17 protein-coding genes and 1 pseudogene are annotated in these 25,015 nt (G+C 48.2%); 10 read left to right on the top strand and 8 right to left on the bottom strand.

Annotated elements, in window-relative coordinates; all coding sequences use genetic code 11:
• Positions 1 to 229 precede the first annotated feature (229 nt).
• A complete protein-coding gene (gene trxB, locus BN93_RS12405; protein WP_044260728.1) occupies positions 230 to 1,183 on the top strand; it encodes a thioredoxin-disulfide reductase in 954 nt (317 codons plus the stop codon).
• A 180-nt stretch (positions 1,184 to 1,363) separates the two neighbouring features.
• Here the strand turns inward: trxB and BN93_RS12400 are convergent, their stop codons facing one another.
• On the bottom strand, positions 1,364 to 1,714 hold the full coding sequence (locus BN93_RS12400; RefSeq protein ID WP_044260696.1) for a MerR family transcriptional regulator: 351 nt from the start codon (positions 1,712 to 1,714) through the stop codon (positions 1,364 to 1,366).
• Between the two features lie 413 nt (positions 1,715 to 2,127).
• Here BN93_RS12400 and alaS point away from each other — a divergent pair, with 413 nt between their 5' ends.
• Complete coding sequence (gene alaS / locus BN93_RS12395; RefSeq protein WP_044260693.1) at positions 2,128 to 4,749, top strand: alanine--tRNA ligase; 2,622 nt, start codon at positions 2,128 to 2,130, stop codon at positions 4,747 to 4,749.
• A gap of 232 nt (positions 4,750 to 4,981) precedes the next feature.
• The gene (locus tag BN93_RS12390; protein ID WP_019188646.1) at positions 4,982 to 6,823 is read left to right on the top strand and encodes a sulfatase-like hydrolase/transferase; all 1,842 of its coding nucleotides are present in this window, start codon (positions 4,982 to 4,984) and stop codon (positions 6,821 to 6,823) included.
• Positions 6,824 to 7,145: 322 nt separating this feature from the next.
• On the opposite strand, the gene BN93_RS12385 is transcribed toward BN93_RS12390, so the two are convergent.
• Both BN93_RS12385 and BN93_RS12380 read right to left on the bottom strand, forming a co-directional pair.
• Positions 7,146 to 8,051 (bottom strand): SDR family oxidoreductase, encoded by a 906-nt coding sequence (locus BN93_RS12385; protein WP_019188645.1) that lies wholly within the window; start codon positions 8,049 to 8,051, stop codon positions 7,146 to 7,148.
• A 23-nt stretch (positions 8,052 to 8,074) separates the two neighbouring features.
• Positions 8,075 to 8,848 (bottom strand): HdeD family acid-resistance protein, encoded by a 774-nt coding sequence (locus tag BN93_RS12380; protein WP_019188644.1) that lies wholly within the window; start codon positions 8,846 to 8,848, stop codon positions 8,075 to 8,077.
• A 370-nt stretch (positions 8,849 to 9,218) separates the two neighbouring features.
• Between BN93_RS12380 and BN93_RS12375 the strand changes: the two genes are divergently transcribed.
• Positions 9,219 to 9,731 carry a histidine phosphatase family protein gene (locus tag BN93_RS12375; RefSeq protein ID WP_019188643.1) on the top strand — a complete coding sequence of 171 codons (513 nt, stop codon included), beginning with the start codon at positions 9,219 to 9,221 and terminating at the stop codon, positions 9,729 to 9,731.
• A gap of 492 nt (positions 9,732 to 10,223) precedes the next feature.
• On the opposite strand, the pseudogene BN93_RS12370 reads toward BN93_RS12375, so the two are convergent.
• Positions 10,224 to 11,647 (bottom strand): annotated as a pseudogene (locus BN93_RS12370) (ATP-dependent DNA helicase).
• 240 nt (positions 11,648 to 11,887) lie between these two features.
• Between BN93_RS12370 and BN93_RS12365 the strand changes: the two are divergent.
• Both BN93_RS12365 and rsmD read left to right on the top strand, forming a co-directional pair.
• Positions 11,888 to 12,721: a DUF3822 family protein gene (locus tag BN93_RS12365; RefSeq protein ID WP_009229197.1), complete on the top strand. Its 834-nt coding sequence runs from the start codon at positions 11,888 to 11,890 to the stop codon at positions 12,719 to 12,721.
• Between the two features lie 50 nt (positions 12,722 to 12,771).
• On the top strand, positions 12,772 to 13,320 hold the full coding sequence (gene rsmD / locus BN93_RS12360; protein WP_019188641.1) for a 16S rRNA (guanine(966)-N(2))-methyltransferase RsmD: 549 nt from the start codon (positions 12,772 to 12,774) through the stop codon (positions 13,318 to 13,320).
• 9 nt (positions 13,321 to 13,329) lie between these two features.
• Here the strand turns inward: rsmD and BN93_RS12355 are convergent, their stop codons facing one another.
• Positions 13,330 to 15,360, bottom strand: coding sequence for a TonB-dependent receptor (locus BN93_RS12355; RefSeq protein ID WP_232211182.1), 2,031 nt, complete (start codon positions 15,358 to 15,360; stop codon positions 13,330 to 13,332).
• 426 nt (positions 15,361 to 15,786) lie between these two features.
• On the opposite strand from BN93_RS12355, the gene BN93_RS12350 reads away from it, so the two are divergent.
• Positions 15,787 to 17,190, top strand: coding sequence for a C1 family peptidase (locus tag BN93_RS12350; RefSeq protein WP_044260727.1), 1,404 nt, complete (start codon positions 15,787 to 15,789; stop codon positions 17,188 to 17,190).
• Positions 17,191 to 17,805: 615 nt separating this feature from the next.
• Here BN93_RS12350 and cysK read toward each other — a convergent pair.
• Positions 17,806 to 18,753 (bottom strand): cysteine synthase A, encoded by a 948-nt coding sequence (gene cysK / locus BN93_RS12345; RefSeq protein WP_019188638.1) that lies wholly within the window; start codon positions 18,751 to 18,753, stop codon positions 17,806 to 17,808.
• A 1,111-nt stretch (positions 18,754 to 19,864) separates the two neighbouring features.
• Between cysK and BN93_RS12340 the strand changes: the two genes are divergently transcribed.
• Positions 19,865 to 20,830, top strand: coding sequence for an ADP-ribosylglycohydrolase family protein (locus BN93_RS12340; RefSeq protein WP_019188635.1), 966 nt, complete (start codon positions 19,865 to 19,867; stop codon positions 20,828 to 20,830).
• A gap of 92 nt (positions 20,831 to 20,922) precedes the next feature.
• Here BN93_RS12340 and BN93_RS12335 read toward each other — a convergent pair whose 3' ends face one another.
• Positions 20,923 to 21,882, bottom strand: coding sequence for a DMT family transporter (locus BN93_RS12335; protein WP_044260725.1), 960 nt, complete (start codon positions 21,880 to 21,882; stop codon positions 20,923 to 20,925).
• 276 nt (positions 21,883 to 22,158) lie between these two features.
• On the opposite strand from BN93_RS12335, the gene BN93_RS12330 reads away from it, so the two are divergent.
• Positions 22,159 to 22,977 carry an AAA family ATPase gene (locus tag BN93_RS12330; RefSeq protein ID WP_019188633.1) on the top strand — a complete coding sequence of 273 codons (819 nt, stop codon included), beginning with the start codon at positions 22,159 to 22,161 and terminating at the stop codon, positions 22,975 to 22,977.
• 307 nt (positions 22,978 to 23,284) lie between these two features.
• Positions 23,285 to 24,301 (top strand): DUF4435 domain-containing protein, encoded by a 1,017-nt coding sequence (locus BN93_RS12325; protein ID WP_019188632.1) that lies wholly within the window; start codon positions 23,285 to 23,287, stop codon positions 24,299 to 24,301.
• A gap of 208 nt (positions 24,302 to 24,509) precedes the next feature.
• Here BN93_RS12325 and BN93_RS12320 read toward each other — a convergent pair.
• Positions 24,510 to 25,015: GNAT family N-acetyltransferase (locus BN93_RS12320; RefSeq protein WP_019188631.1), on the bottom strand; the 506-nt coding region annotated here is incomplete at its 5' end.

The following is a 25,015-nucleotide window of genomic DNA, read 5'->3' as shown; positions in this document are numbered from 1 at the left end:
AGATACTTAAACATGCGGCCACACCACTTTTTTATATAGATAAAGGTAAGGGCCATGATGCAGGTTTTCAACAGCCGCGGTACAGCAAGTATAGTGGCACGTTGGGCGCGCTCTTTAACTCCTTTTTCGCATCTTAAACCATCGGCAAACCCCACGAAACACCCATTTGGCACATTGTTTGCACAATGTTTACATAATGGGTACACCCCAATTTAAAAACAAATCATTTATGGAAAAAAGAGAATATACGCGCTGCCTTATCGTGGGTAGCGGTCCTGCTGGCTACACAGCTGCCATCTATGCAGGAAGAGCCAACCTAAGCCCAGTGCAATATTGTGGAATGCAAACGGGCGGACAACTCACCCAAACAACCGAAATCGAGAACTTCCCTGGCTATCCCAAGGGAGTGGACGGCAACCAAATGATGGTGGAACTGCGCGAACAGGCTGCCCGCTTTGGTACAGACATTCGCGACGGAGAGATTGTTAAGGTTGATTTCAGCAACAAACCATACGTAGTTACCACCGATCGCGGTGTGGAGATAGAGGCCGAAACGGTGATTATCGCCACGGGTGCATCGGCCAAATACCTTGGTTTGCCCGACGAAGAGAAGTATTCTGGACAAGGCGTTAGCGCATGTGCCACTTGCGACGGTTTTTTCTATCGCAACAAAACGGTGGCTGTTGTGGGCGGTGGCGACACTGCTTGCGAAGAGGCCAGCTACCTTGCAGGGCTCTGCTCGAAGGTATATATGATTGTACGTAAGCCGTTCTTGCGCGCATCAGACGTGATGAAGAAACGCGTTGAGAGCAATCCCAAAATCGAAATCCTATACGAACACAACACGTTAGGCCTTTATGGCGAAGACGGCTTGCAGGGCGCACACCTCGTAAAGCGCAAGGGCGAAAGCGACGAACAACGCTACGACTTGCCTATTGACGGTTTTTTCCTGGCCATTGGGCACAAACCCAACACCGATGTGTTTAAAGATTGGCTCGACCTCGACGAGATAGGCTACATCAAAACCGTTGCAGGAACACCTAAAACCAATGTTGCAGGCGTGTTTGCGGCTGGCGATTGTGCCGACCCCGTTTATCGTCAGGCAGTTGTTGCTGCGGGTTCGGGCTGCATGGCCGCTTTGGAGGCCGAACGCTATTTGGGCGAATTGGAAACCCAAAAGTAAGGCTTGGATATGCTAAGCCGTAGACCAGCTTGGCAAAGAAAGCAGCCTAGTTTGGCATAGACATAGAAAAAAGGCTTCTTGCTATTTGCAGGAAGCCTTTTTGCTTTTTTAGGGTAGATGCCCTCATTTTAAGTCCGTTGTATGGCCTTAATTTATGGGCATGTCTATGTTTTTGTCTTTTTACACCAGTCCGTCTAGTTCTTTTTTTAGGGCGCGCAGGTCGTCCCTAACCGCGAGAAGTGTGCTAAGTACGTGCGTACTCTTGTTTGCCCCTTCACGATTTTCGTTTATCATCTTACGTGCGGCGGCAATTTTAAAACCTCTCACCTTAACCAACGTGTAGATGTTCCTTAATAGGTCGATGTCTCTTTCTGTGTATTGGCGCACCTTCGACCCCATAGCCGTGCGCGGTTTTAGCTGCGGAAGTTCGGTTTCCCAATACCGCAACGTACTCTCGTTAACGCCGATGATGTCGCTCACCTCCTTAATCGAGTAGTACAATTTTAGGTTTCTATCAGTCTTCAATACCATGATGGGTTAGCTTTTGGCCCTTTGTGGGGGGAATTTGGGAATAGTCCTTCGTTCGTTATACATCGTTTCGTGTCTGAACAACATGCCACAAGCTTAAACTTGTGCACGCTTAAAACCTGTAATGGTAACCAAGTTATCCTGGACGAAGTTACATTTAGCTCTCTCTCATGATGCAAAATTACGACAAATCTTTGGTTTTTCCAATCTTTGGAAAAAATAAAATGAAGGCGTAAACCAACATTAACAAACAGCATAATATAACTACTTGAACAACGTGCATTTGAAAAAAATGTTGTAATTTTGCAACTTAAACCAAAGAATGGCCCTTACAACCCTGTTGTAAGCCTTGTTTAGCGTTCTTATTCGGGTTTCATAAAATATGAGGTAAACAATAAAATTCAAGATAATAAACGATGATGACAGCGAACGAAATACGCGACTCCTTCAAACATTTTTTTGAAGGGAAAGGACACAAAATAGTGGCCTCGGCCCCCATGGTGATTAAAGACGACCCCACATTGATGTTCACAAACGCGGGCATGAACCAATGGAAGGACATCATTTTGGGTACACGCGACCCCGAACCACGCCGCAGGGCCGACTCGCAAAAGTGTCTTCGCGTAAGCGGAAAGCATAACGACTTGGAAGAAGTGGGCCACGACACCTACCACCACACTATGTTCGAGATGTTGGGTAATTGGAGCTTTGGCGACTATTTTAAGCGCGAGGCCATAGACTATGCGTGGGAATACCTGGTAGATGTGCTGCACCTTAATCCGCAAGACCTATACGTAACGGTGTTTGAAGGCAGCGAAGAAGAGGGCATTGCACGCGACGACGAGGCCGCAGAGTATTGGGCAAAGCACCTACCTGCCGACCATATCATCAACGGAAACAAGCACGACAACTTCTGGGAGATGGGCGAAACAGGTCCATGCGGCCCCTGTTCGGAGATACATCTCGATTCTCGTTCGGCCAAAGAAAAGGCCGAAGTGCCTGGCGCAAGCCTTGTAAACAAGGATAATCCGCAGGTTATCGAGATATGGAACATCGTGTTTATGCAGTTTAATCGCAAGTCCGACGGCTCGTTGCAGCCCCTGCCCATGCACGTTATTGATACGGGTATGGGATTCGAGCGCCTTGTTCGCTCGCTGCAAGGCAAGACATCCAACTACGATACCGATGTTTTCCAACCCGTTATACAAGAGATTTCACGCCTGTCGGGCCTGAAATACGGCGAAGACGAGAAGGTGGACGTGGCCATGCGTGTGATTGCCGACCATCTTAGAGCCGTGGCTTTCTCCATTGCCGACGGCCAATTGCCAGGCAATGCCAAGGCAGGATACGTTATTCGCCGCATCCTTCGCCGCGCTGTTCGCTGCGCCTACACGTTCTTGGGGCAACGTTCGGCCTTCATGTTTAAGCTATTGCCCACCTTCATCCACGAGATGGGCGAGGCCTACCCCGAACTAAAAGCGCAACGCGAACTCATTGGCCGCGTGATGAAAGAAGAAGAAGACGCTTTCCTCCGCACGCTAGAAAAGGGGATCTCGATGCTTAACGATGAAATGGACCGCTTGAAAGCCGAGGGGAAAACCACACTCGACGGCACGCAAGCCTTCCGCCTGTTCGACACGTACGGCTTTCCGCTCGACCTTACAGAGCTTATTTGCCGCGAAAACGGGCTACAAGTAGATGCGGCCCAGTTTGATGTGGAGATGCAAAAGCAAAAGGAACGGGCACGAAACGCCGCTGCCGTGGAGAACTCCGATTGGGTTGTGCTGCGCGAAGGCGAACAAAACTTCGTGGGTTACGACTATACCGAGTACGAGTGTCGCATACTTCGCTATCGTCAAGTTACGCAAAAGAAAAACACTTACTTTGAGTTGGTGCTCGACAACACGCCATTTTATGGCGAGATGGGCGGACAAGTAGGCGACTGCGGCGTGCTGGTAAACGGCGAAGAAACGGTTGACATCATCGATACAAAGCGCGAAAACAACCAAAGCATACACATCGTGAAGGCCCTACCCAAAGACCCCAAGGCCGACTTTATGGCATGTGTGGATACGGATAAGCGCGAAGCAAGTGCTGCCAACCACACGGCAACCCACCTACTTGATTATGCCTTGAAGGCCGTGCTAGGCGAACTCGTTGAACAAAAGGGTTCGTTGGTAGCTCCCGACACGTTGCGTTTCGACTTTTCGCACTTCCAAAAGGTTACAGACGAAGAACTTCGCGAGGTGGAACGCCTTGTAAACGACCTTATTCGACAAGATCTGCCACTCGACGAGCACCGCAATACACCCTTAGAAGAGGCTAAGGCGATGGGTGCAGTAGCCTTGTTCGGCGAGAAATACGGCGATACGGTGCGCGTTGTGCGTTTCGGACCCAGCTGCGAGTTCTGCGGCGGCATCCACGCCCGTAGCACGGGCCGTATCGGTATGTTCAAAATCGTTAGCGAAAGCAGCGTGGCAGCCGGCATACGCCGTGTAGAGGCCCTCACAGGAAAGCGTTGTGAGGAGGCTATGTACGTGTTGGAAGACACTCTTCGCGGCATTCGCAACCTCTTTAACAATGCCAAAGACCTGCAAGGAGTTATCGCTAAGTACATGGAAGAACACGATGCCATGCGCAAAGAGATAGAAAAATTTTCGGCACAAGCCGTAGAAAGACTTAAAGATAGCCTTGTTGCAAATGCCAAAGATGTAAACGGACTGAAAGTGGTTAAGGCTGTTTTGCCCATCAATGCCGAGCAAGCCAAGAACCTGGTGTTTAAGGTTCGCGAGGCCATTCCTCAACACTTGGTGTGCGTTGTCGGCTCAACAGCCAACGACAAACCTTTGCTTAGCATCATGTTCAGCGACGATGTGGTGAGCGAACACGGACTGAACGCAGGCCAAATTATCCGCGAGGCCGCCAAGCTTATCCAAGGTGGCGGTGGCGGTCAGCCCCATTATGCGTCGGCAGGTGGCAAAAACCTCGACGGTATTTCTGTGGCCGTAGACAAGGCCGTTGAACTGGCTTGCCAATAAAATGGCCGCATTTCCCTACCCCACTTCAAGGGAAAGGGAAATGATTAGCTTTACTATACTATACAGATTTAAGGCTGGTTCTAAATATCCACCAAGGCATTACCTCGGTAAACACCATTGAAAAGTTAGTGTGGAACTTTTAGAACCAGCCTTATATCCTTACCAAAAACGCAACACCCCTCGCCCCACGGCAGCACATATCTGCCCCAAAGGGCCATCAAACAAAACGATAATGCAAAACCAAACCTTGCGCACAGCCTTGAAACGTGGCTTTCTTTTCTTTTCGGCCACGGTACTATTGCTAACCTTGCAGTTTCTCTTTGTGTTGTTTACCAGCAACACGCTCGACATCATGTCGCCCTTAGGATATCTCTTTTTCTTTGCGTCATGCCTATCGCATGCCGCTTGTTTGGCCCTTCCGCCATACCTTATATATGTGCTCATTGCCTGTACGGGCTGTGTGCGCATAGCCCGCGTGGTGCATTTTGTGCTAGTTGCCTTGCTGGTATTGCTCGTTTTTCTCGACGCACAGGTGTATGCCATCTATCGTTTCCACATCAACGGCTTTGTGCTGAACATGGTTTTCGGTCCTGGTGCGGGCGAAATATTCACCTTCGACACATGGCTCTACCTCAAAGAAGTGAGCCTATTCCTCTTACTCCTTGGTGTGGTGTATGGTGCCTATTGGCTTTCGGGTTGGGTTTGGCGCAAACGCGGCAAGGCCTACGTGGCGGCCATCGTGTGTACATTGGTAGGTAGCACCCTCTTTGCCCACCTCACACATATCTACGGCGCGTTCATGTCGCAGGCATCAGTGGTGCATAGCGCCAAACTCTTACCTTATTATTTCCCCACCACGGCCTATTCGTTCATGACGAACCTAGGCTTTAAAGCTCCCGTAGACACGCGTATGCTGCAAAAGGGCGGCAACGGAACCCTTGCTTACCCCATACATGCCCTACAAACCGAACGTCCCGACAGCCTGCCCAACATCGTATTGGTGTTGCTCGACTCGTGGAACAAACGTTCGCTAACGCCCCAATGTATGCCCAACACCTATCGATGGGCCCAACAACAGCAATGGTTCGACAATCATCTCAGTGCCAGCAACGGCACACGCAGTGCTGTTTTCGGTTTGTTCTTCGGTCTTACATGCTATTATTGGGAAGATTTCGAGGCCGCAAGGGTCAGTCCGGTGTTCATCGACCGCTTACAACAGCTGGGTTACGACATACGTGTCTATCCCTCAGCGCAATTTTACAATCCAAACTTTGCCAAGGTGGTGTTTGGCAAAGTGAAGGGTGTTAGAACCGAAACGGCAGGTAACACGGCGCTTGAACGCGACCAACGTATCTGTGCCGACTTCATTGGCGAGTTGCCAGAACGCCTTAAAAGCAAACGTCCGCTGTTCTCGTTTGTGTTTTTCGACCTGCCACACAGTTTCGAACTCGACGCCAAACACAATGTCCCCTTTGCACCTGCGTGGCCTTATGCCGATTACACCAAGCTAAATAACGATATGGACCCGACGCCCTTTTTTAACCTCTACCTTAACACTTGCCATCAAGACGATATTTTGTTGGGGAAGATTTTCCACACGTTAGAGCAACGCGGCATGCTTGATAATACCATCGTGATTCTCTCTGGCGACCACGGACAAGAGTTCAACGAAAACAAGAAGAACTATTGGGGACACAACGGCAACTTCTCGGTATGGCAGATTGGGGTGCCGCTAATTTGCCACTTCCCAGGTGCAAAACCGCAGAAATATAGCCACCGCACTACACATTACGACATTGTTCCTACGCTGATGCACAACTATTTGGGCGTTAAAAACCCTGTTTCCGATTATAGCATGGGGCATCTTCTCAGTGATAACAGTTCGCGTAAGTGGCACATCGTGGGCAGTAACCTCAACTATGCCTTTATCATTGGCGGCGACTCTATCTTAGAAAAGAATGCAGAAGGCGGTCTGGATGTTTACGATGCCCGCATGAATCCCGTATCTAACTACCGATTAGATACGCGGGCATTTAATAAGGCAATGGATAAACTCAACAAATTTTATAAGTAAAGGGAGCAACACATCGCTTTGTTGGTGGTTATAACCCCCATCAATCACAAGGAAAAGTTGGAAAGGTGGAAAGGTGAAAAAGTGAAAGGGTGAAAAGATGGCTGCGCCTATTAACGAGAGAACACGCTAATAGGTGCAGCCATCTTTTCAACATTATTAGCTGAGAAGTTTACGAGTTAACGAGAGAACAAGTTCATGCGCGCAGCCACCTTTTCAACATTATTAGCTAGCAAGTTTACGAGTTAACAAGAGAACAAGTTCATACGCGCAGCCATTTTTTCACCTTTTCACTCTTTCACCTTTTCACCTTTACAAAGTCTTCTCACTTTGTCTTCCGCTCGCTTTCTACCTCCCGTTTAAAGAAATCTTCCAACCTTTCTTCCCCATAAGTTGGTGCTTGCATATTCATAGCCATTGCCGTAAGGAAGAATTCTAGTGGGCCATACGTCTTGGCAGGAGTGAACAAACGAAGGAGAAAGAGCGTGGAACGGCGCACGAAGTCGGGCAAATGACGAACGCGAGGCTGATGCCCATAGGCGCGTAATGCCAATTCGGCAATCGCATTATGCGTCAACACGTCGGGTCCACCTATGTTAAGTTCGTGTTGCTGGCTATGCAAAGCATCTACAACAGCCCGCGCCAAATCGGCCCCATGAATGGGATTCATGCGCAACATGCCATCGCCAAAAAGCCAAACACTACCCCCTTTTGCCATTTTTAGAAAGTCGCGCATGTCAGAAAAGAACCCCGTTGGGCGAACAATACAATAATCTAGCGCAGAGTTTTTCAGGTAGTCGCCCAATCGTTCCTTAGCCTCGCAAATCTTCAAGTGCCGCATGTTTTCACCATTAAACACCGAAACGTAGATAAAACGTTTCACTCCGCTGTGTTTTGCCTCGTCAACGAGGTTGGCATTGGCCTGGAAATCAACATCCATATAGGTCATGCCGTCCTTCTGTCGAGTGATGCCTACCGTACTTATCACCACGTCTATGTCTTCGCAAACGCCCTTTAAAGTGTCGGGCTGCGTAACCTCGCCCACCCTTACATCAACATTCGGCGAAACCGATTGCATGCGCAACGGATTGCGCACAATCACGCGCGTTGAGTAGTTTCGCCGTTGCAATTCGCGCAAAACGAAACTTCCCAAATAGCCCGTTGCACCAGCCAACAGGATGCGACAGCCTTCCGCAGCCTGCAATGGTGTGTTGTCTGCTTGCTCAACCATCACTTAAAGAATTTCGACAGGACTTAAATTCCTGCGCCTAAGTTAGGATTATCCTGCTCTTCGGGCGTGTTGTTGGTGGGCGTTGTGGGCGTTGTGGACTGGTCAGACAAGTCAGACTGTTTAGACAAGCCAGACAAGTCTGATGACGTTTCCGTTTCATCTTGCGTGCCAACCTCCACCGCATCGGCCTCCATCGCCTCGCATTCGGCCTGCTGTTGCGCCTCAATTCGTGCCACTTGTCGGTGTATGTTCATTATCTTAAAGGCGTTGGCACATTCCACTACGCCATAAAACACCATAGCCCAACCTAGGAAAAGCAAGGGAGCTGAGGCTATCCACGAGGGTTTGAAGAGGGCTATGAGTCCAACAACAAACACAAACGAGGGCATGAGCCAAAAATAAAGACTCAGCTTAGAAAGCTTAACCACACTGGCCAAGGTTACATATTGCCCTACGGCACCTAAGATAAGAATGGCGCCGAAGATGTAAACCATCCAATTAACAACAATGGTGGGGAACGCAGCCAATACAACGCCCAACACAAGACTGCCAATACCAACCACGGGGAACGTGGGCTTGTTTAGCGAAATGGGTTTCCCCTCCACATCGACAACGGCAGCAGGCTTGGCATTTCGGTTCACTAAGTAGACGATACACGAAATCAAACCCGATATAAAGAATAACACGCCGATGATAATGGTTATCCACGTCACCGTGTCTTCGCGGTATTTAATTAACAATAGTCCCACCACAACGGCGATGATGGCACGGATGAAAGATGTTTGAACTGTCTTCATATCTCATTGATTATATTTACAACAGGATTACAGATGGCAGGTTCTGTCAACTCGGAGATTAAGTGTAAGCATGTATTGCTGTTGTTTTCTCGTTGCTCAAAAAGTCTTAGAACTCTCCATTACCCGACTACAAAAATACAAACTATCTTTTGTCGGTGCAATATTTTTGGTTACTTTTGTGCGGTGTTTATGGCAAAGGGCATCCAAAGGCCAGCACTTAGGCAGACCGAACACGTCCAACGAAAAGTGCTAAGCAACCCTTTTTTCGCCCGAACTCATAAACGGATAAAGCGCATATTGGGCATAAACTCCTAAACTCACGCCCCAAAACTTACATGCCCATAAACTCAAAACTTCACAAACAAAATAGATGACAACACTTTTATTGGTGCGCCACGGCGAGACTGTGGCCAACGCTAACCAAATACTTCAAGGTCAAACGCAAGGCGAACTGAACGAAACGGGCGTGGCACAAGCCGAAAAGTTGGCTCGCGAACTTAGCGATACGCCCATCGACGCCTTTGTAAGTAGCGACTTACAACGCGCCGAACACACCTGTAGTATCATTGCTGCGCCACACAATAAGCCTTTCTGCACCACTCCACTCTTGCGCGAACGCGATTGGGGCGGTTTCACTGGCGAGTTTATTCCTAGCTTAAAAGGCAAGGTTTGGCCCGAAGATGTGGAGTCGCTAACGGACATCAAGCATCGCGCCCGCCTCTTTCTCGACATGATTGTCCAACGCTACCCCAACCAAACGGTGCTAGCCGTGGGCCACGGCATCATCAATAAGGCTATACAAAGCGTGTTCTACAACAAGGAAATGCACGAAGTGGAGAAGATGGGGAATGCGGAAGTGAGGGTGTTAAAGGTGAAAGGGTGAAAGGGTGAAAAGGTGAAAAAATGGCTAACGCCATCAAGGCATTTGGCTTAACTCCTTAACTCCATAACTCCTTAACTCCATAACTCCTTAACTCCATAACTCCTAAAATGAACTCCTTAAATTATTAACCAGTCAGCATCAACTTGCGTCACTACCAACTCTGTTTGTGAGGCTACTAGCTACAAAGACTGACACTACAAGCAGCTTGTAGTGCGACTACAAGCAGCTTGTAGCGTGGCTACAAGTAGTTTGTAGTGTGACTACAAGCCACTTGTACTCGCTGTACAAGATAGCTTGTACTGCATTGGTTGCAAAAAAACGTATTGAACAAGCATAATTACAACAGCCAACACACTTGTCAAACATGGTCTCGAAACCCTCAAAACATCCTTTAAACTGTGCCTTACAACGCAATTGGGAAAGCACATCATTCCCCTTTCCCTTTGGAGAGAGGTTGGGTATAAAGCCTGTTATGAACTGCGTAGAGGCTCTTTATTCCACCTGATTCTTCGGCCAATTCACCAAAACAATTTGCTTTTGGCTCGCGTAAAAGCCGTGTACAGCCAATGTAAGTAATCAGAACGCGACGTGTCTTCTGGCACATAGCCTTGATCAAGAAACACATGTTCCCATTGTCCGCCCTGCGCCTTATGGCAAGTAACGGCGTAAGCGAACTTCACCTGCAAAGCATTGAAGAAGGCATCACCTTTTACCATCTTCATTCTATCGGCTTTCAAAGGAATATCAGCGTAATCGTTCAACACATTATTATATAGTGCCTCGTTTTGCTGAGCCGTGAGTGCAGGCGACTCAGAAAGCAAACTATCTAGCACAACCGTTACTTGCAATTCTTCGTTCTCGTAGTCGGTAAGCTGCAACCACACATCGGCAAAGCGCAAGCCGTGAGCCCTTTGTTCGTTTCTTACACGCATCACGCGCGCCCTGTCGCCATTGGCAAGAAAGCCAATAGAACTACGTTCTTTCTCCGTCCAATGGTAGTTATTCTTCACCACCATAAGCAAATCGCCCGTGGTAAGCAGTTCTTCGCGGCCAAGCACCGTGTTTCTGATGCCTTGGTTAAAAACGTTTGCCCGCTTGTTGCTGCGTGTCACCACGATGGTTTCGTCCATCCCCACCTCAGCATAGCTGGTGTTGAGCGTCTCGATAAGTTCGTCACCAGGGACAACTTGTAAGTCGGCGAACCCATCCAAGCGTATTCGTGGCAACAGCGTATCTTCGTCGCGCCCCATTAGTTGCCGCAAACAAGTGGCATTGAACAAGATGCCGCTAGCCGATTGCTGCCTTACCACCTCGTTTAAGTCGCATGCAAACACCTCCATGCCATAGCCTTGCATAAACTGTGTGTCGAGTGCAGGACTCTGTTCTTCGCCCACTGGCGGCAGCTGAGCTTGGTCGCCGATGAGCACAAGACGGCAATTGCGCCCAGCATATACATATCGCACAAGGTCGTCGAGCAGTCGTCCGCTGCCAAAAGCGGCCTCTGCCCCACCTCCGTTGGCCACCATCGAGGCCTCGTCCACCATAAACAGCGTGTCGGCATGCAGGTTATCGTTCAGGTTATACTCGCCCCCAACGCCAGCAAAGGCACGCAATCGGTAAATTTTACGATGGATAGTAAAGGCCGCATGCCCGCCACTGTTTAGCGAAAACACCTTGGCCGCACGCCCCGTAGGTGCCATCAGCACCGTTTTCTGTCCCAATAGTCCCAACGCTTGCACAAAGGCACCAGCCAAAGAACTCTTTCCGGTGCCCGCACTCCCTCGCATCAGCATCAGCGAATGGGGGTTGCGGCTCACCAAAAAATGGGCGAAAAGGCGTATGGCCGACGCCTGTTCGTCTGTTGGCGTATGGCCGAAACATTGCGTTAGGCGAAGGGTTATCTCATCGGTAATCATTGTTTTTTGATTTCTTAAACACCAAGTTTGCAAACATTTTTGTAATTTTGCAGGAGCGTTGTGCAAGGTTTGTCCTTGTTACGGCGTACCCAACACAACGGAATGCAAAGTTAGGAAAAGTATCCCGAACACCGAATGAAAGTAAACATTAATTACATCTTGGCGTTTTGCGCAGTAGTATTGCTGGCCCTATGCGTGCTAAGCATCGTCCGCGCCGCCGCTTAAACCCCACCCAAAGCCATGCAGGAGACTGCCCCCGACCTACATATACAGCAAACGCGACTGGTGATACGCGCCACACGCAACACGCTTTCCTTCGCCGCAGTTGACCCTACGGTGCAGACAAACTTGTTTTTCGAACCCTATACCGTTCGTAGCGGCATCTCTGTTGCGGCCAACTTACGCGAGGCTTTCAAGACATCTACCTTGCTACTTCGTGGTTACAAGCGCGCCAACCTGTTGGTAGACACGCCGGTTATGCTCGTTCCCATCGACGAATTCCAAGAGGAAGATGTGCGACAACTATACCATCGCACGATGGTTTTGGCCGATGCCGACACGATGATGCACCATGTGCTGCCCGATCTCAATGCAGTGGCAGCCTTCGCCGTGAACAAAGACCTTAAATTAGTGGTTGACGACCACTTTGCCGACGTGCGCATAACGCCGCTAATGAAAGGTGTGTGGACACATTTACACCGCCGTAGCTTTACGGGAAGTAGGCGCAAGCTATACGCTTACTTCCATGACAAGCGCCTAGAAGTGTTCTCGTTTGGCAAGAATAGATTTAAATTTAGCAACGCTTTCGACACCAACAGCTCGCGCGATGCCGTGTATTTCATCCTTTATGTGTGGAAACAGCTGGGGTTCGACAGCATGCAAGACGAGCTGCACCTTTCGGGCGACATACCCGACAAGGAGTGGACGAAGACCGCCTTGTTGGAATTTGTGAAGAAAACATACGTGGCCAACCCCGTAGCCGACTTCAATCGCGCGTCCATCACCGCCATTGAGGGGCTGCCTTACGACCTTATGACCATCTTCGTCAGGGGCGTTAAAGAGGGCGTAAGATAAGTTTGCCCCCAACAACCACACGCCCCAATCACCCTTACAACCCACTCATCATGCGCATCATTACCGGACTATATAAAGGTAGGCACTTCGACATTCCTCGCTCATTTAAGGCCCGACCCACCACCGATTTCGCCAAAGAGAACATCTTTAACGTGCTCAACGCATACGTAGATTTCGAGGATGCCACGGCATTAGACCTCTTTGCAGGCACGGGGAGCATTTCGCTAGAACTTCTTTCAAGGGGATGTGCCAACGTGGTGAGCGTAGAAACCGACCGCGAGCATGCCCATTTCATTCGCCAATGCACCACAAAATTGGGCACAGACAAGAGTTTGCTTATCCGTGGCGACGTGTTTCGCTTCATCAAAAGCTGCCGCCAACAGTTCGATTTTATCTTTGCCGACCCGCCATACGCCTTACCCGAATTGGAGAAAATACCCGATTTGATTTTCCAACACCAATTACTTAAACCCGACGGCGTGTTTGTTTTCGAGCACGGAAAAGGCAACGACTTCTCCCAACATGCCCATTTCGTGGAACATCGGGCATACGGCAGTGTCAATTTTAGCTTGTTTAAGGCGGGGGAAGAAAGCAAGTAACCCCCCACCTCACTCAGCTTTCATGATGGCACTTTCGGCCTCTTTGCGGACATTTCGCACAGATTTGGGTGTCTTTTTACCATAGTCCACACTCCAAATCATCTTCAATGTGGCGTATTGGTTATGCCAATCGCTTTGCCTTTCACCATGATAGGCATACACGCCTGCGAGCAAATCGGTTGTAGTTACATTGCGTTTGATGAAGAGGTTAGAGCAATTCATCTCTACACCTATATTATTATGGTTCCAAGACAAAACAATATCGTAGAGCCATCCCGTTTTTACCAGCTTATGATTATCTACCAATTGGCGTTCGGGCGTTTTGACTGATGCCGAAAAAGCGAAATCGTTTACGTAACAATTGGTTTCAAGTGCAGCACTCCACTTTGTGTGTTGCAATTGTGTTCCGCCCCTCAGCACATTCCTTTCCCAATTGGCATCCACCTTTACATTAAACATTTTTGAAGGCCGATAAGTAGTAGAAAACGAGCAAGAAGGGACATGATAGCGCGTGTCGCTTCTAAAAGTATTCACCATTTTATCGCCCTCGGCATGGTAATCGTTGGTTATAATATGATTGGCAAACAGATAGCTAGCCGATACATTCATGGCCAAACGCGAGAAAGTTAAGCCATAAGTTAGTCGGGGAGAATATAAAATGGAGTTGTGCATGTCGGGATTGCCGCGCCTAAGCATCACCCTATCCACTTGTTGAGTTACATAATTCACCGTGTTTAAAGTGGGATAAGTGTTTCCTAGTTTAAGTTCGGCGCGCAATAGTTGCACATCCGACAGGCGGTTAGCCACCGAAAAGCTCAGGCGAGGCGTAACATGCGTTATGCCATCATAACCCTTTAACCGATAGTTCTGGTACGAAAGGCCAGGCTTGAAGTCGAAAAACAATCGCCCCACACGCTGCGTATAGTCAACAAACAAGATTGTTTCAGACGAGCGCAAGCGTTGCCACGCGGGCAAAAGGCTGTGATAGTGCGACTTGCTAAGCCTTAAATATTCAGACAAACTGAACGACAAGCTGTTGCCATGCTTTAATTTAAGGTTGTAATACACGCCCAATCGCGAGTACAGATAGTTCTCCGTAACGTCCGACTTGTACGTATCTCCACCCTCCACGTTATTATTAAGATAATGGTTTCGCGAATAATAACCATCGTAAACCGTTTCTATTGATTGGTTTTCGCCTATTTTCCATGTTCCATAGAGAAACAATTCGGGGCGCAGACTACGCTCACCACCGCTTTGGAGCGTAGCCAACCGCCCTGTTATCGGCCCAGTATAATACCATTCGCCCGCCTTATTCTCAAATGTTCGCATATAGTTCAGCCCGCCCTTTATCATCCAAGTGGCCCGTTCTTTCATCCTGCTCACACTGCATTGGGCATACTTGTTAATGCTTAAAGTAGAGCGTTCGGGCAACACGCCCATTCTATCAACATCGCCACTAGCAAGCGAAAAGTGTTCACTCTCCGTGATGTGGTTTCGCGGTTGTTGTATGGAGTAACCCGCCCAAGCGTTGAAATTGGTGTTCTTCACCGAGTATTTAGACACGGCATTATAGTCGCCTTGCAAAAAGCCAAGGCCTTGCAGCGCATCAATCTGCGTGTATCCGCCATGCGTTAAGCGTTTGGTAACGAAGTTTAAGGCTGCAACATCCTTGGCATACTTACCCGTTGGCATGTCGATATACTCCACCTTAGCCACATCTCTCGGCCGTAAGGCTCGCACTTCGCGTACATCCACCTCGCGTCCATCTATATAAAGTGTAGCTCCACCTGCGGGTGTGTTCACCTTAAAGGTTTTCCGGTCTACGCTAACGCCAGGTATCATAAGGTTTCGCACAAGGTCGTAGCCCGTGTGTGCATGCTTACGTTGTTCGGTTGTGGGCATAGCCACGATGCGATCGGCCTCGCGTGTAAGGTGTTTTGCAATTACGTTCACCTCCGCCAAAGTCTTTTCGCTCGCCACACTGTCTGCGTTCTCTGTTGGTGTAGCCACTTGTGCGCGCACATTTACTGACGCCAAAAGGAGAGAAAGCAAAAATACACGCCGACATTTTCTCCCCAACAACAATCTGTGGACCATATTCTTCATCATGCCTTTCTAATTAATGAAAAAATGATAAGGCTATTGGGCAAAGCCATAGCCTTTGCAAATATAATCAAAATAGAAGAAAAAAGGAAACGCGACATTCACTAACAACACTAATTAACGATAGCAACCAGATTGGTTTTACCTGCCCATAGTAAGCATTTAGTTGGGTTTATCGGGCTAGCCCCACTAAAACGACTAGATAAACAAGAAGAACTAGCCAGACCAGCAGAACTACTCTCCTCCGCCAACAACCATCCCTCCTATAATCCCCCCTTCACCAACAAATAGGGCGTAAGCTGTTTGCTCATGATGGTTTTTATTGCTAACTTTGTGCAAAAATACAAACCCAAACAACTTATGAACAACAAAACGCTGATTGTGGGGGCTTGCCTGGCAGTAGTAGGCAGCCTTAACGCCCAAACCAAGGATGGTGGAATATCCTTGCAAATGCTGCAACAGATACAGCAAAACGGCAAACAAACCACGGCCGAAAGAGCCATCGCTAATGCCATTGCCACCAATTCTATCGACGAGTTGGCACGTACGCCACAAAGTCGCGCCGACGTTGACGCGTATTTTAGCGTGGAAACGCCCAAACAAAACATTCACAACCAAAAGAGTTCGGGTAGATGCTGGATGTTTACAGGCCTGAATGTGCTCAGGGCCGACTTTGCCTTACGCAGCGATTCGCTAACGGTTGAGTATTCGCACGCTTACCTCTTTTTCTACGACCAGCTAGAAAAAGCAAACCTCATGCTGCAAAGTGTGGTAGACTGTGCCAAGAAACCCATCAACGACCCCGAAGTGCAATTCTTCTTTAAGCATCCGCTTAACGATGGTGGAACGTTCTGCGGCGTGGCCGACTTGGCCGAAAAATATGGCCTTGTACCCAAAAGTGTGATGCCCGAAACCTATTCGAGCGAGAACTCTAGCCGCATGTCGAAGTTGATTTCGTCGAAGTTGCGCGAGTTTGGGCTTGAACTTCGCAAGATGGTTGCTGCCAAAGCGAAACCTACACAGATACAAGAACGCAAGACACAGATGCTTGCCACGGTGTATAAAATGCTTGCCTTGACCTTGGGCGAACCCGTTAAGTCGTTCCAATACGCCTTTAAGAACAAGGATGGTAAGGCCATTACGCCTGTTGAAACCTATACGCCGAAACAATTTTACGACAAAACGGTGGGCCGTTCGCTTAACGACAACATCATTATGGTGATGAACGACCCCCGCAACGCCTATTATAAGGTGTACGAAGTGAAGCACGACCGCCACACCTACGACGGACATAACTGGCGTTACCTAAACCTTCCTATGGAAGAGATACATAAGATGGCCATCGCATCGCTTAAAGCTGGGCATAAGATGTACAGCTCTTACGATGTGGGCAAGCAGCTAGACCGCAGCAAGGGCTATCTAGATGTCAACAACTTTGACTACGGACCACTCTTCGGAACAACGTTCCCCATGAACAAAGCAGACCGCATTGCCACCTTCGACAGCGGCTCTACGCATGCCATGACCTTAACGGCCGTCGACCTAGATAGCCAAGGCAAGGCTTTGAAATGGAAGGTTGAAAACAGCTGGGGAGACGACAACGGACACAAGGGCTACCTCATCATGTCGAACAATTGGTTCAACGACTTCTTCTTCCGTTTGGTGGTAGACAAGCAATATGTGTCGGCCGACATACTAAAGATGGCCACACAAACGCCAATCATGCTGTCGTACGACGACCCTGTGTTTGCGGATGATTTGTAATTGCTTGAAGGAGTTAAGGAGTTATGGAGTTAAGGAGTTAAGCCGATAGCTTTTTTAGCGCTAACCATTCCTTCACCCTTCTTACTCTTTCAATTTTAGGAGTTAAGGAGTTAAGCCAGATGTCTTATTGGTGTTAGGCCATTCTTCACCTTTCTTACCCTTTCAGGTTTAGGAGTTAAGGAGTTATGGAGTTAAGAAGTTAAGCCAAATGTCCTTTGGGCATTAGCCCATTCCTCACTCTTTTAACACATTCGAGTTAGGAGTTATGGTTAAGCCAAATGTCCTTTGGGCGTTAGCCATTCCATCCTTTTAACCCTTTCAATTTTGGAGTAAAGGAGTATGAAGTTAAGGAGTTAAGCCAATAGCTTTGCGATAAGGGAACAAGCTAACCAAGGGTATTTGTTCATGACAGCAAGGCATTTGGCTTAACTCCTTAACTTCTTAACTCCTTCAAGCAATTGGCTTAACTCCTTAACTCCTTAACTCCTTCAACAAATGGCTTGACTCCTTAACTCCATAAATCCTTAACTCCTTCAACAAATGGCTTAACTCCTTCAAGCATTTGGCTTAACTCCTTAACTCCATAACTCCTTAACTCCTTACAAAGAAGACTCCTTACAAAGGATACTCTTCAAAGGCGTACAGCACCGTTGACAGATAGCGTTCACCCGTGTCGGGCAACAAAGTAACGATGCGTTTGCCCGCGTTTTCGGGGCGTTTAGCCAGTTGTGCCGCGGCAAAGGCGGCTGCTCCCGACGAGATACCAGCCAACACACCCTCTTGTTGAGCCAATTGCCTACCCGTACGTATCGCGTCGTCGTTACTCACCTGCACCACTTCGTCTATCACTTCTGCATTGTAGGTCTTGGGAATGAAACCAGCACCGATGCCTTGTATCTTATGCGGACCTGGCTTACCGCCACTCAGCACGGGCGAATCAGTAGGTTCAACAGCCACGATACGCACGTTGGGGTTTTTCTCTTTCAAGTACTTTCCAACGCCCGACACCGTTCCACCTGTACCCACACCAGCCACAAATATGTCTACTAGTCCGCTCGTGTCGGCCCAAATTTCGCGTGCCGTAGTCTCGTAATGCCGTTCGGGGTTAGCCTGATTCTCAAATTGTTGCAGTATAACAGCCCCAGGGATGGCCGCCCTAAGTTGTTGTGCTATTTCTATGGCTCCCTTCATGCCGTCTTTTCCAGGCGTAAGTTTCACCTGCGCGCCGTATGCCTTCACCAAATTTCGTCGCTCAACGCTCATTGTTTCGGGCATGGTAAGTATGAGTTGATAGCCCTTAACGGCAGCCACAAGCGCCAAGCCCACACCCGTATTGCCGCTAGTAGGTTCGATAATGGTTGCTCCGGGTTTCAGCAGGCCGCTGCGTTCAGCATCCTCAATCATAGCCAACGCAATGCGATCTTTCACACTTCCGCCAGGGTTAAAACTCTCTATCTTTGCCACGATGGGCGTTTCAAGGTTGTTGGAAGCCGAAAACTTACCAAGTTCCAACAACGGGGTGCCTCCGATTAGCTCGGTCAGCCGTTTTGCAATACGTGCCATACGTTCTATTTTCTTTTGAGATTAATATTCTTTTCACGGTGCAAAGTTACGAAGAAACACAAAAGCACACAATCGCATAAGTGTGGTATATTTGCCTAATACAAGCGAACGAGGGTAACGGTTATGCGTGAAGGCAGTACATTCTCCCATCCCATGTAAAATTTTCAGCACGTTTTTTAACATTATGAGTGCCATTTTCAGTCACCAACCGCCCACTCGACCGCAAAAATCCGATTCTCATGAAGGTTTGTCTGGATGCAAAAGGGGGGTAGTTGTGGATGCCGACAAAATGAATACGCATTGCATAAAACCGCAGTTTGCACCATACTTTGTGCTATTTGCTGCTAAATGTAGTGCATTTTGGTGCTAAATGCAGTGTGTTTTGGTGCTAAACGCAGTGCGTTTTGGTGCTAAATGCAGTGTATTTTGGTGCTAAATGCAAGCTATTTTGGTGCTAAAAGTAGTGCAAAATGCTTCTAAATGCGAGTCGATAAGCATAAATATTCACCGCAATTGTATAGACAAAACCATTCCGAACCATAAAAAACATAGCTAAAAAGGGCAAAATACACATTAAAAAGTGGAGTTTTAGGGGCTAAAAGTGCGTTATTGGGGGAGTGAAAAACAACAATTAGGCAACCATCTAGAAAGGCAAAGTGGTGCTAAATGCACGTAATGTTCGCAAAAAAGGACAAAAAGAAGAGACGTAAAAGGCAGAAATAGCATTGATTTGCCTACTTTTAAGCCATTTTTTCGCTAGAATGGGGTGGCAAGCAGAGTGCAATTTGTAAAAGATGTGGTATTTTTTTAGTTTATGAGTTTGTGAGTTTGTCAGTTGATAAGCTTGTGAGTTTAATTGATATGATTGCTATATCTAAGTCATTTAAAGTGATGAAGAACTAACAAAGATAAGCATTTATTTGCGTGCAGAAACGTGATGCAGCTCGCAAATCACCTTAACTTTTCGTACATTTGCAGTGTTCTTTTGCACAAAGTCCGCACTCCGCATGATAATGCAAGTAGTAAGATTCAAACACCAAAAGCACGTGTCGGTGATGAAAAACAATTCGACACTAGTGACATTCATAGTTTATAAAATTCAAAAAGCATAATGATAAGTCATGGTTTTGAACAAGCCAACAATAATGAAACGCTTGTTGATAGAATAAAAGGAACCATCTATGGCCAAGCCATTGGCGACGCACTAGGCTTGGGTACAGAGGGAATGACAGACGAAGAAATGGCCTTGAAATATCCCAATGGCATTACCCATTATAGTGACATCTTTCAAGACCATCATCGTAAAAGGTGGAAAATGGGCGATTGGACCGACGACACCGACATGATGCTGTGCATTGCCAATGCCGTTATCAAGGATGAAGGAGTTAATCTGACAACTATTGCCCAAAACTTTAAGCATTGGGCGGATGGCTGTCCGATGGGCATTGGCGAAACCACACATAAGGTTTTACTCTTTGGAGACTACGTAGAAAAACCTTTTGAGGTGTCTAAGAAAATTTGGGAGATGAGCCATTGCAGAGCGGCAGCCAACGGAGGACTGATGCGAACATCGGTTGTTGGCTTGTTTCCCAAGGCAGTAGAAGTGTGTGCAGCAAATATTTGCAGGCTAACACACTACGACCCGCGCTGCGTTGGCTCGTGTGTTATCGTGTCTTTGCTGATACATAGCTTGGTTTACGAAGGCAAAGACCTGTCTTATCACCAAATAATAGACTTGGCCAGGAAATACGACAATAGGATTATCGAGTACGTAGACCTATCACTCGACATCGATATTCGAGTGTTAGAACTACAAGATAAAAACTCTGTTGGGTACACCTTACGCTGTTTAGCCGCTGGCCTATGGGCTTATTGGCATGCCAAATCGTTTGCAGATGGCCTTTTAGCCGTTGTAAGGGCAGGCGGCGATGCCGACACTAACGCCGCTGTTGCTTGTGCGATTCTGGGTGCTAAGTTTGGGTATAACACTATCCCAACGGAATATGTTGACGGACTAGTTTATAAAGACCAGCTTGACGACGTAGTTAAAGGAATAAGCTTGTTAGTGCTGCATTAAAGGCGGCAATATAATATACGGTCTATCTGCCCTCAATCCACCAGAGATACCACTCCCCTCCCCCTTAGAGGGAGGAGCGAGGGGCAAGGACATTATTTTCCTTGCTCCATGTCGCGCTTGCTCTTCGACTTAGTTACAAGCCAAACACCACCAAACACCAAGATGATGGCTAGGCCCTGCGCCCACTTCAACACGCCGATACCCATCAGCACACTAACCGTTACCGACACGATGGGCTGCACATAATTGTAGATGCTAACCACCGTGGGGCGAAGCGTTTTCTGCCCAACCATGATGAGGCAATAGCAAACAAAGGTGCAAATAACCACCACGTAGGCGGTTTCGAGCCACGTAATGCCCCCTATTTGTGCCCAAGGCAATGCGGCGATATGCGCCCCGGTAAAAGGCAAAAGCAACAACGTGGCCCAAAAGAACATCCACTTGCTGACCGTTATCACCGAATAGCGACGCACAAGGGGATGGAAAAGCGAGAGATAAAAGGAGTAAGAAAACTGCGCCCCAAGGCAAAGCAGGTCGCCACGGATGTCGCCTTGCACGCGGTTTGTGGCCGCCGCGCTAGTAAGGATAAGTATCAATGCACCACTACAACCCATCAACACGCCCGTGGCCTTCTTCCCCGTGATGGGTTCTTTTAGGATGATGGCCGAGAAGACCATCGCGAAGATGGGCATCGAGGTGGTTACGATGCTGGCATTGATGGGCGAAGTGAGGCTCAGTCCGATGGTAAAACAGCACTGGTTGCACACCAATCCGAAGACGGCCGCACCTGCAAAGCGCAACACATCTTTGCGTGGAACATGCTCTTTACGCATGAAAAGCGACGTTAGCCAAAACAATGCCGCGCCACCTGCCACCCTAAACGACACCATTGTGATGCCGTCGATGCCGTGGCTCATGGCATCTTTGCCCAAAGGAGCCATCAATCCCCAAAACAAACAGGCAAGAAACATGGCCGCATGAGCCTGCAAAGGCGCTGCGCCACGGTTGCAACTAGGGGTTTGGCAAGTGTCTTTTTGAGTGTTATCCTGCATCACGTTGTGCGTTTGTTCACAAGGCGAAGTGGACGAACTTTCGCCGATGTGCGCTTTATCCATATCTTCTTTTAGTTTTTATGGTGCAAAGTTACTCAAATTTAGAATAAAATGCGTACATTTGTAAGGCAGGTTCTTGCAAATGGTTTCGTTGCCTTTTCGGGCGATAGGGGCATTTAGCAAAACGCACAGTGATAGAGAAGCGTAAAAGTTCAACAGGCCACAAGTCTGCCACCGCACAAGCGATACGGACGAAGGCCATAACAACAAGCCCACATGGAGAAATATGCTGACTACATCAAAGAGATAGAGATAGACTCGCTATGGAGCGGAACGCGGCACATTGTGTGGCGACTGCACAAGCAAGTGAACGTGCTGAGCGGTGTGAACGGCATGGGTAAGAGTACCATTCTAAACCGAGTGGTGAAGTGTTTGCCCAAGGGAGGAGACGCCAACCAATGCCATGTAAAGGGCGTGCACATAACGATGGAGCCCGAAGACGCTACGTGCATACGCTACGACATCATCCGTTCGTTCGACCGCCCCCTGCTCAACGCCGAGATTATCGCCAAGTTGGGGTTGAGCATCACGACGGAATTGGATTTCCAACTTTATCAGTTGCAACGCCGATATTTGGATTACCAGGTAGACATCGGCAACCGCATTATACAAGCCTTGCAAAGTGGCGCTCCCGATGCGGCACGTGTGGCGCAAGCTCACAACGAACCCAAGCGCATGTTTCAAGACATGATTGACCGCTTGTTTGCCGAAACAGGAAAAACCATCATACGCACCGAGAACGAAGTGCGTTTCTCGCAGATAGGCGAAACGCTGCAACCTTACCAACTGTCGAGTGGCGAAAAGCAATTGCTGGTGGTGCTGCTTACGGTGTTGGTTGAAGACCGTCTGCCCTTTGTTCTGTTTATGGACGAGCCCGAAGTGAGTATGCACATCGAATGGCAAAAACAGCTTATCGACCTTATTTTGCAGCTTAACCCCAATGTGCAGATAATTCTTACTACGCATAGTCCAGCCGTTATAATGGACGGATGGATGGACAGGGTGACAGAAGTAAGCGATATTACGGTGGAATAGAAAGCTGGTGGATGGACGAGTTCACGAGTTCACGAGTTGACGGGTTAACAAGTTGACGAGTTGACAAGTTGGCAAGTTAACAAACTGACAAGTTCACGAGTTGACAAATTGACGAGTTGACAAGCTCACGAGTTGACAAGTTCACGAGTTGGCAAGTTCACGAGTTGGCAAGTTCACGAGTTAACAAGGTTGCGAGCTAACAAGCTAAGAGGCGCAGCCATCTTTTCACCTTTTCACCCTTTCACTTTTTCACCTTTAAAAGCTTTTTCACCTTTAAAAGCCCTTTCACCTTTAAACATACTTCTCCATGCCCAAAGGTCTAAAAGAACACTTATCGTCTTCGTACTTCGAGGCGGCCAACAGGATGACGCCCAAAAGGGCGCGCAGGCGCATCGTGGCATACGTTGAAAGCTACGACGACATATTCTTTTGGCGCACGGTGTTGAGCAGTTTTGAAAACGCTAACCGATATTTCGAAGTGATGTTGCCTTCGAAAGAAAACAAGTTGGAACGGGGAAAGAAAGCTGCATTGATGAGCTTGATTGGCGAAAAGGTGGGTAACGACATGATTGCCTGTGTGGATGCCGACTACGATTACTTGTTGCAAGGGGCATCGCCACTTTCGAAAGCCATACTGAACAATCCCTTCGTGTTCCACACCTATGCCTACTCCATCGAGAACCTGCAATGTTTCGCAGGCGGATTGCACGAAGTGTGTGTGGCCGCCACACTGAACGACCATTTTGTTTTCGACTTCCCCGACTTCTTTGCGCGCTATTCTCGTATTGTGTTTCCGCTCTTCGTTTGGAACATTTGGCACTATCGCATGGGGCGTTATGGCGAATTTACAATCACCGCCTTTAACAGAATGATTGACTTCGGCAGGTTTTCGTTTCATCGTACCGAAGAACAGCTGGGTAAACTGCAAAGCAGGGTTGACCACAAACTGCGACAACTGCGCCAACGTCATCCCAACGCCAAGGTAAGTTGGAACGAGGTGAAAGCCGACTTGCTTAGGTTGGGCGTTACACCCGACACTACCTATTTATATATACAAGGTCATCATCTGGCCGACACGCTCGTAATCCCTATGCTTATGCGCGTGTGCGAATATCTTGTGCGCGAACGCGAAATGGAAATCCGTCAGCAAAGCGTGCATTCCACACAAATGCGAAACGAATTAGCATCTTATGCCCATAGTGTGTCAGACATGGCTCCAATGTTGAAGAAGAGTAAGGTGTATGTGGATGCTGCTCCATTTCTACAAATAAAGAAAGACGTGGAGGAGTTTTTGGAAAAGAGTGAAAAACAGGTGACGAGCTAATGAGTGGACAAGTTGACGGGTTAACCAGTTGACAAGTTAACCAGTTGACAAGTTAATGAGTTGGTGAGTGGACAAGGGGACAAGTTAACAAGAAGTATAAAATGCTGCCGTTAACCGCAAAGCTATTGGCTTAACTCCTTAACTCCATAACTCCTTAACTCCCCAAAAAGAACTCCATAACTCCTTAACTCCTAAAAAGAACTCCTCACTACTCTACCCCTAAAACATACTGCAAATGCCTCATGGCATGTCCTCCCCATTGGTTATCATCCACATGTTGAAAGCCAACGCTAGTGTATAGCCTTTCGGCCTTGGGGTTCCCTTTGTCAACAAGCAGACCAACGGCAGGCAATTGCAGTTGTTTGGCCTTTTCTATGGTAGCCCTTAACAGAGCCTTGGCAATGCCCTTACCCCGATAACGCGCATCTACAGCCAAACTGTCTACATACAATTCGCCTGCTGCCGTCTCGTCGTCCATATCGCCGAAGTCGCGATTAAAGCGCGCTAAGCAGCCTTGCACAAAGGCCACACGCAGTTGATGCAGGCGAGCGCCATCGTAAGCAGTGCAAACGCCAACCACATCGCGTTGAGCGTTGAGAGCCACAAGCGTGTTGAGGTAGCTATATTGACTATCAGTGCGACACACCAAATCGGTCATCAGTTGATGAAAACCCGACAGCCCGTGCTCTTCGCCTGCAAAATACAGGCAACATT

This window comes from Prevotella conceptionensis 9403948 (assembly GCF_000312305.1).
Lineage (GTDB): Bacteria > Bacteroidota > Bacteroidia > Bacteroidales > Bacteroidaceae > Prevotella > Prevotella conceptionensis.
This window is presented reverse-complemented; position numbering and strand designations above follow the sequence as displayed.

Bases quoted from the DNA above. Each gene is read 5' to 3' on its own strand.
- BN93_RS12365 (WP_009229197.1), top strand. From the start codon at position 11,888: ATGCAGGAGACTGCCCCCGACCTACATATACAGCAAACGCGACTGGTG.
- rsmD (WP_019188641.1), top strand. From the start codon at position 12,772: ATGCGCATCATTACCGGACTATATAAAGGTAGGCACTTCGACATTCCT.
- BN93_RS12375 (WP_019188643.1), top strand. From the start codon at position 9,219: ATGACAACACTTTTATTGGTGCGCCACGGCGAGACTGTGGCCAACGCT.
- BN93_RS12390 (WP_019188646.1), top strand. From the start codon at position 4,982: ATGCAAAACCAAACCTTGCGCACAGCCTTGAAACGTGGCTTTCTTTTC.
- BN93_RS12350 (WP_044260727.1), top strand. From the start codon at position 15,787: ATGAACAACAAAACGCTGATTGTGGGGGCTTGCCTGGCAGTAGTAGGC.
- trxB (WP_044260728.1), top strand. From the start codon at position 230: ATGGAAAAAAGAGAATATACGCGCTGCCTTATCGTGGGTAGCGGTCCT.
- BN93_RS12335 (WP_044260725.1), bottom strand. From the start codon at position 21,882: ATGCAGGATAACACTCAAAAAGACACTTGCCAAACCCCTAGTTGCAAC.
- alaS (WP_044260693.1), top strand. From the start codon at position 2,128: ATGATGACAGCGAACGAAATACGCGACTCCTTCAAACATTTTTTTGAA.
- cysK (WP_019188638.1), bottom strand. From the start codon at position 18,753: ATGGCACGTATTGCAAAACGGCTGACCGAGCTAATCGGAGGCACCCCG.
- BN93_RS12340 (WP_019188635.1), top strand. From the start codon at position 19,865: ATGATAAGTCATGGTTTTGAACAAGCCAACAATAATGAAACGCTTGTT.
- BN93_RS12385 (WP_019188645.1), bottom strand. From the start codon at position 8,051: ATGGTTGAGCAAGCAGACAACACACCATTGCAGGCTGCGGAAGGCTGT.
- BN93_RS12400 (WP_044260696.1), bottom strand. From the start codon at position 1,714: ATGGTATTGAAGACTGATAGAAACCTAAAATTGTACTACTCGATTAAG.
- BN93_RS12380 (WP_019188644.1), bottom strand. From the start codon at position 8,848: ATGAAGACAGTTCAAACATCTTTCATCCGTGCCATCATCGCCGTTGTG.
- BN93_RS12325 (WP_019188632.1), top strand. From the start codon at position 23,285: ATGCCCAAAGGTCTAAAAGAACACTTATCGTCTTCGTACTTCGAGGCG.
- BN93_RS12330 (WP_019188633.1), top strand. From the start codon at position 22,159: ATGGAGAAATATGCTGACTACATCAAAGAGATAGAGATAGACTCGCTA.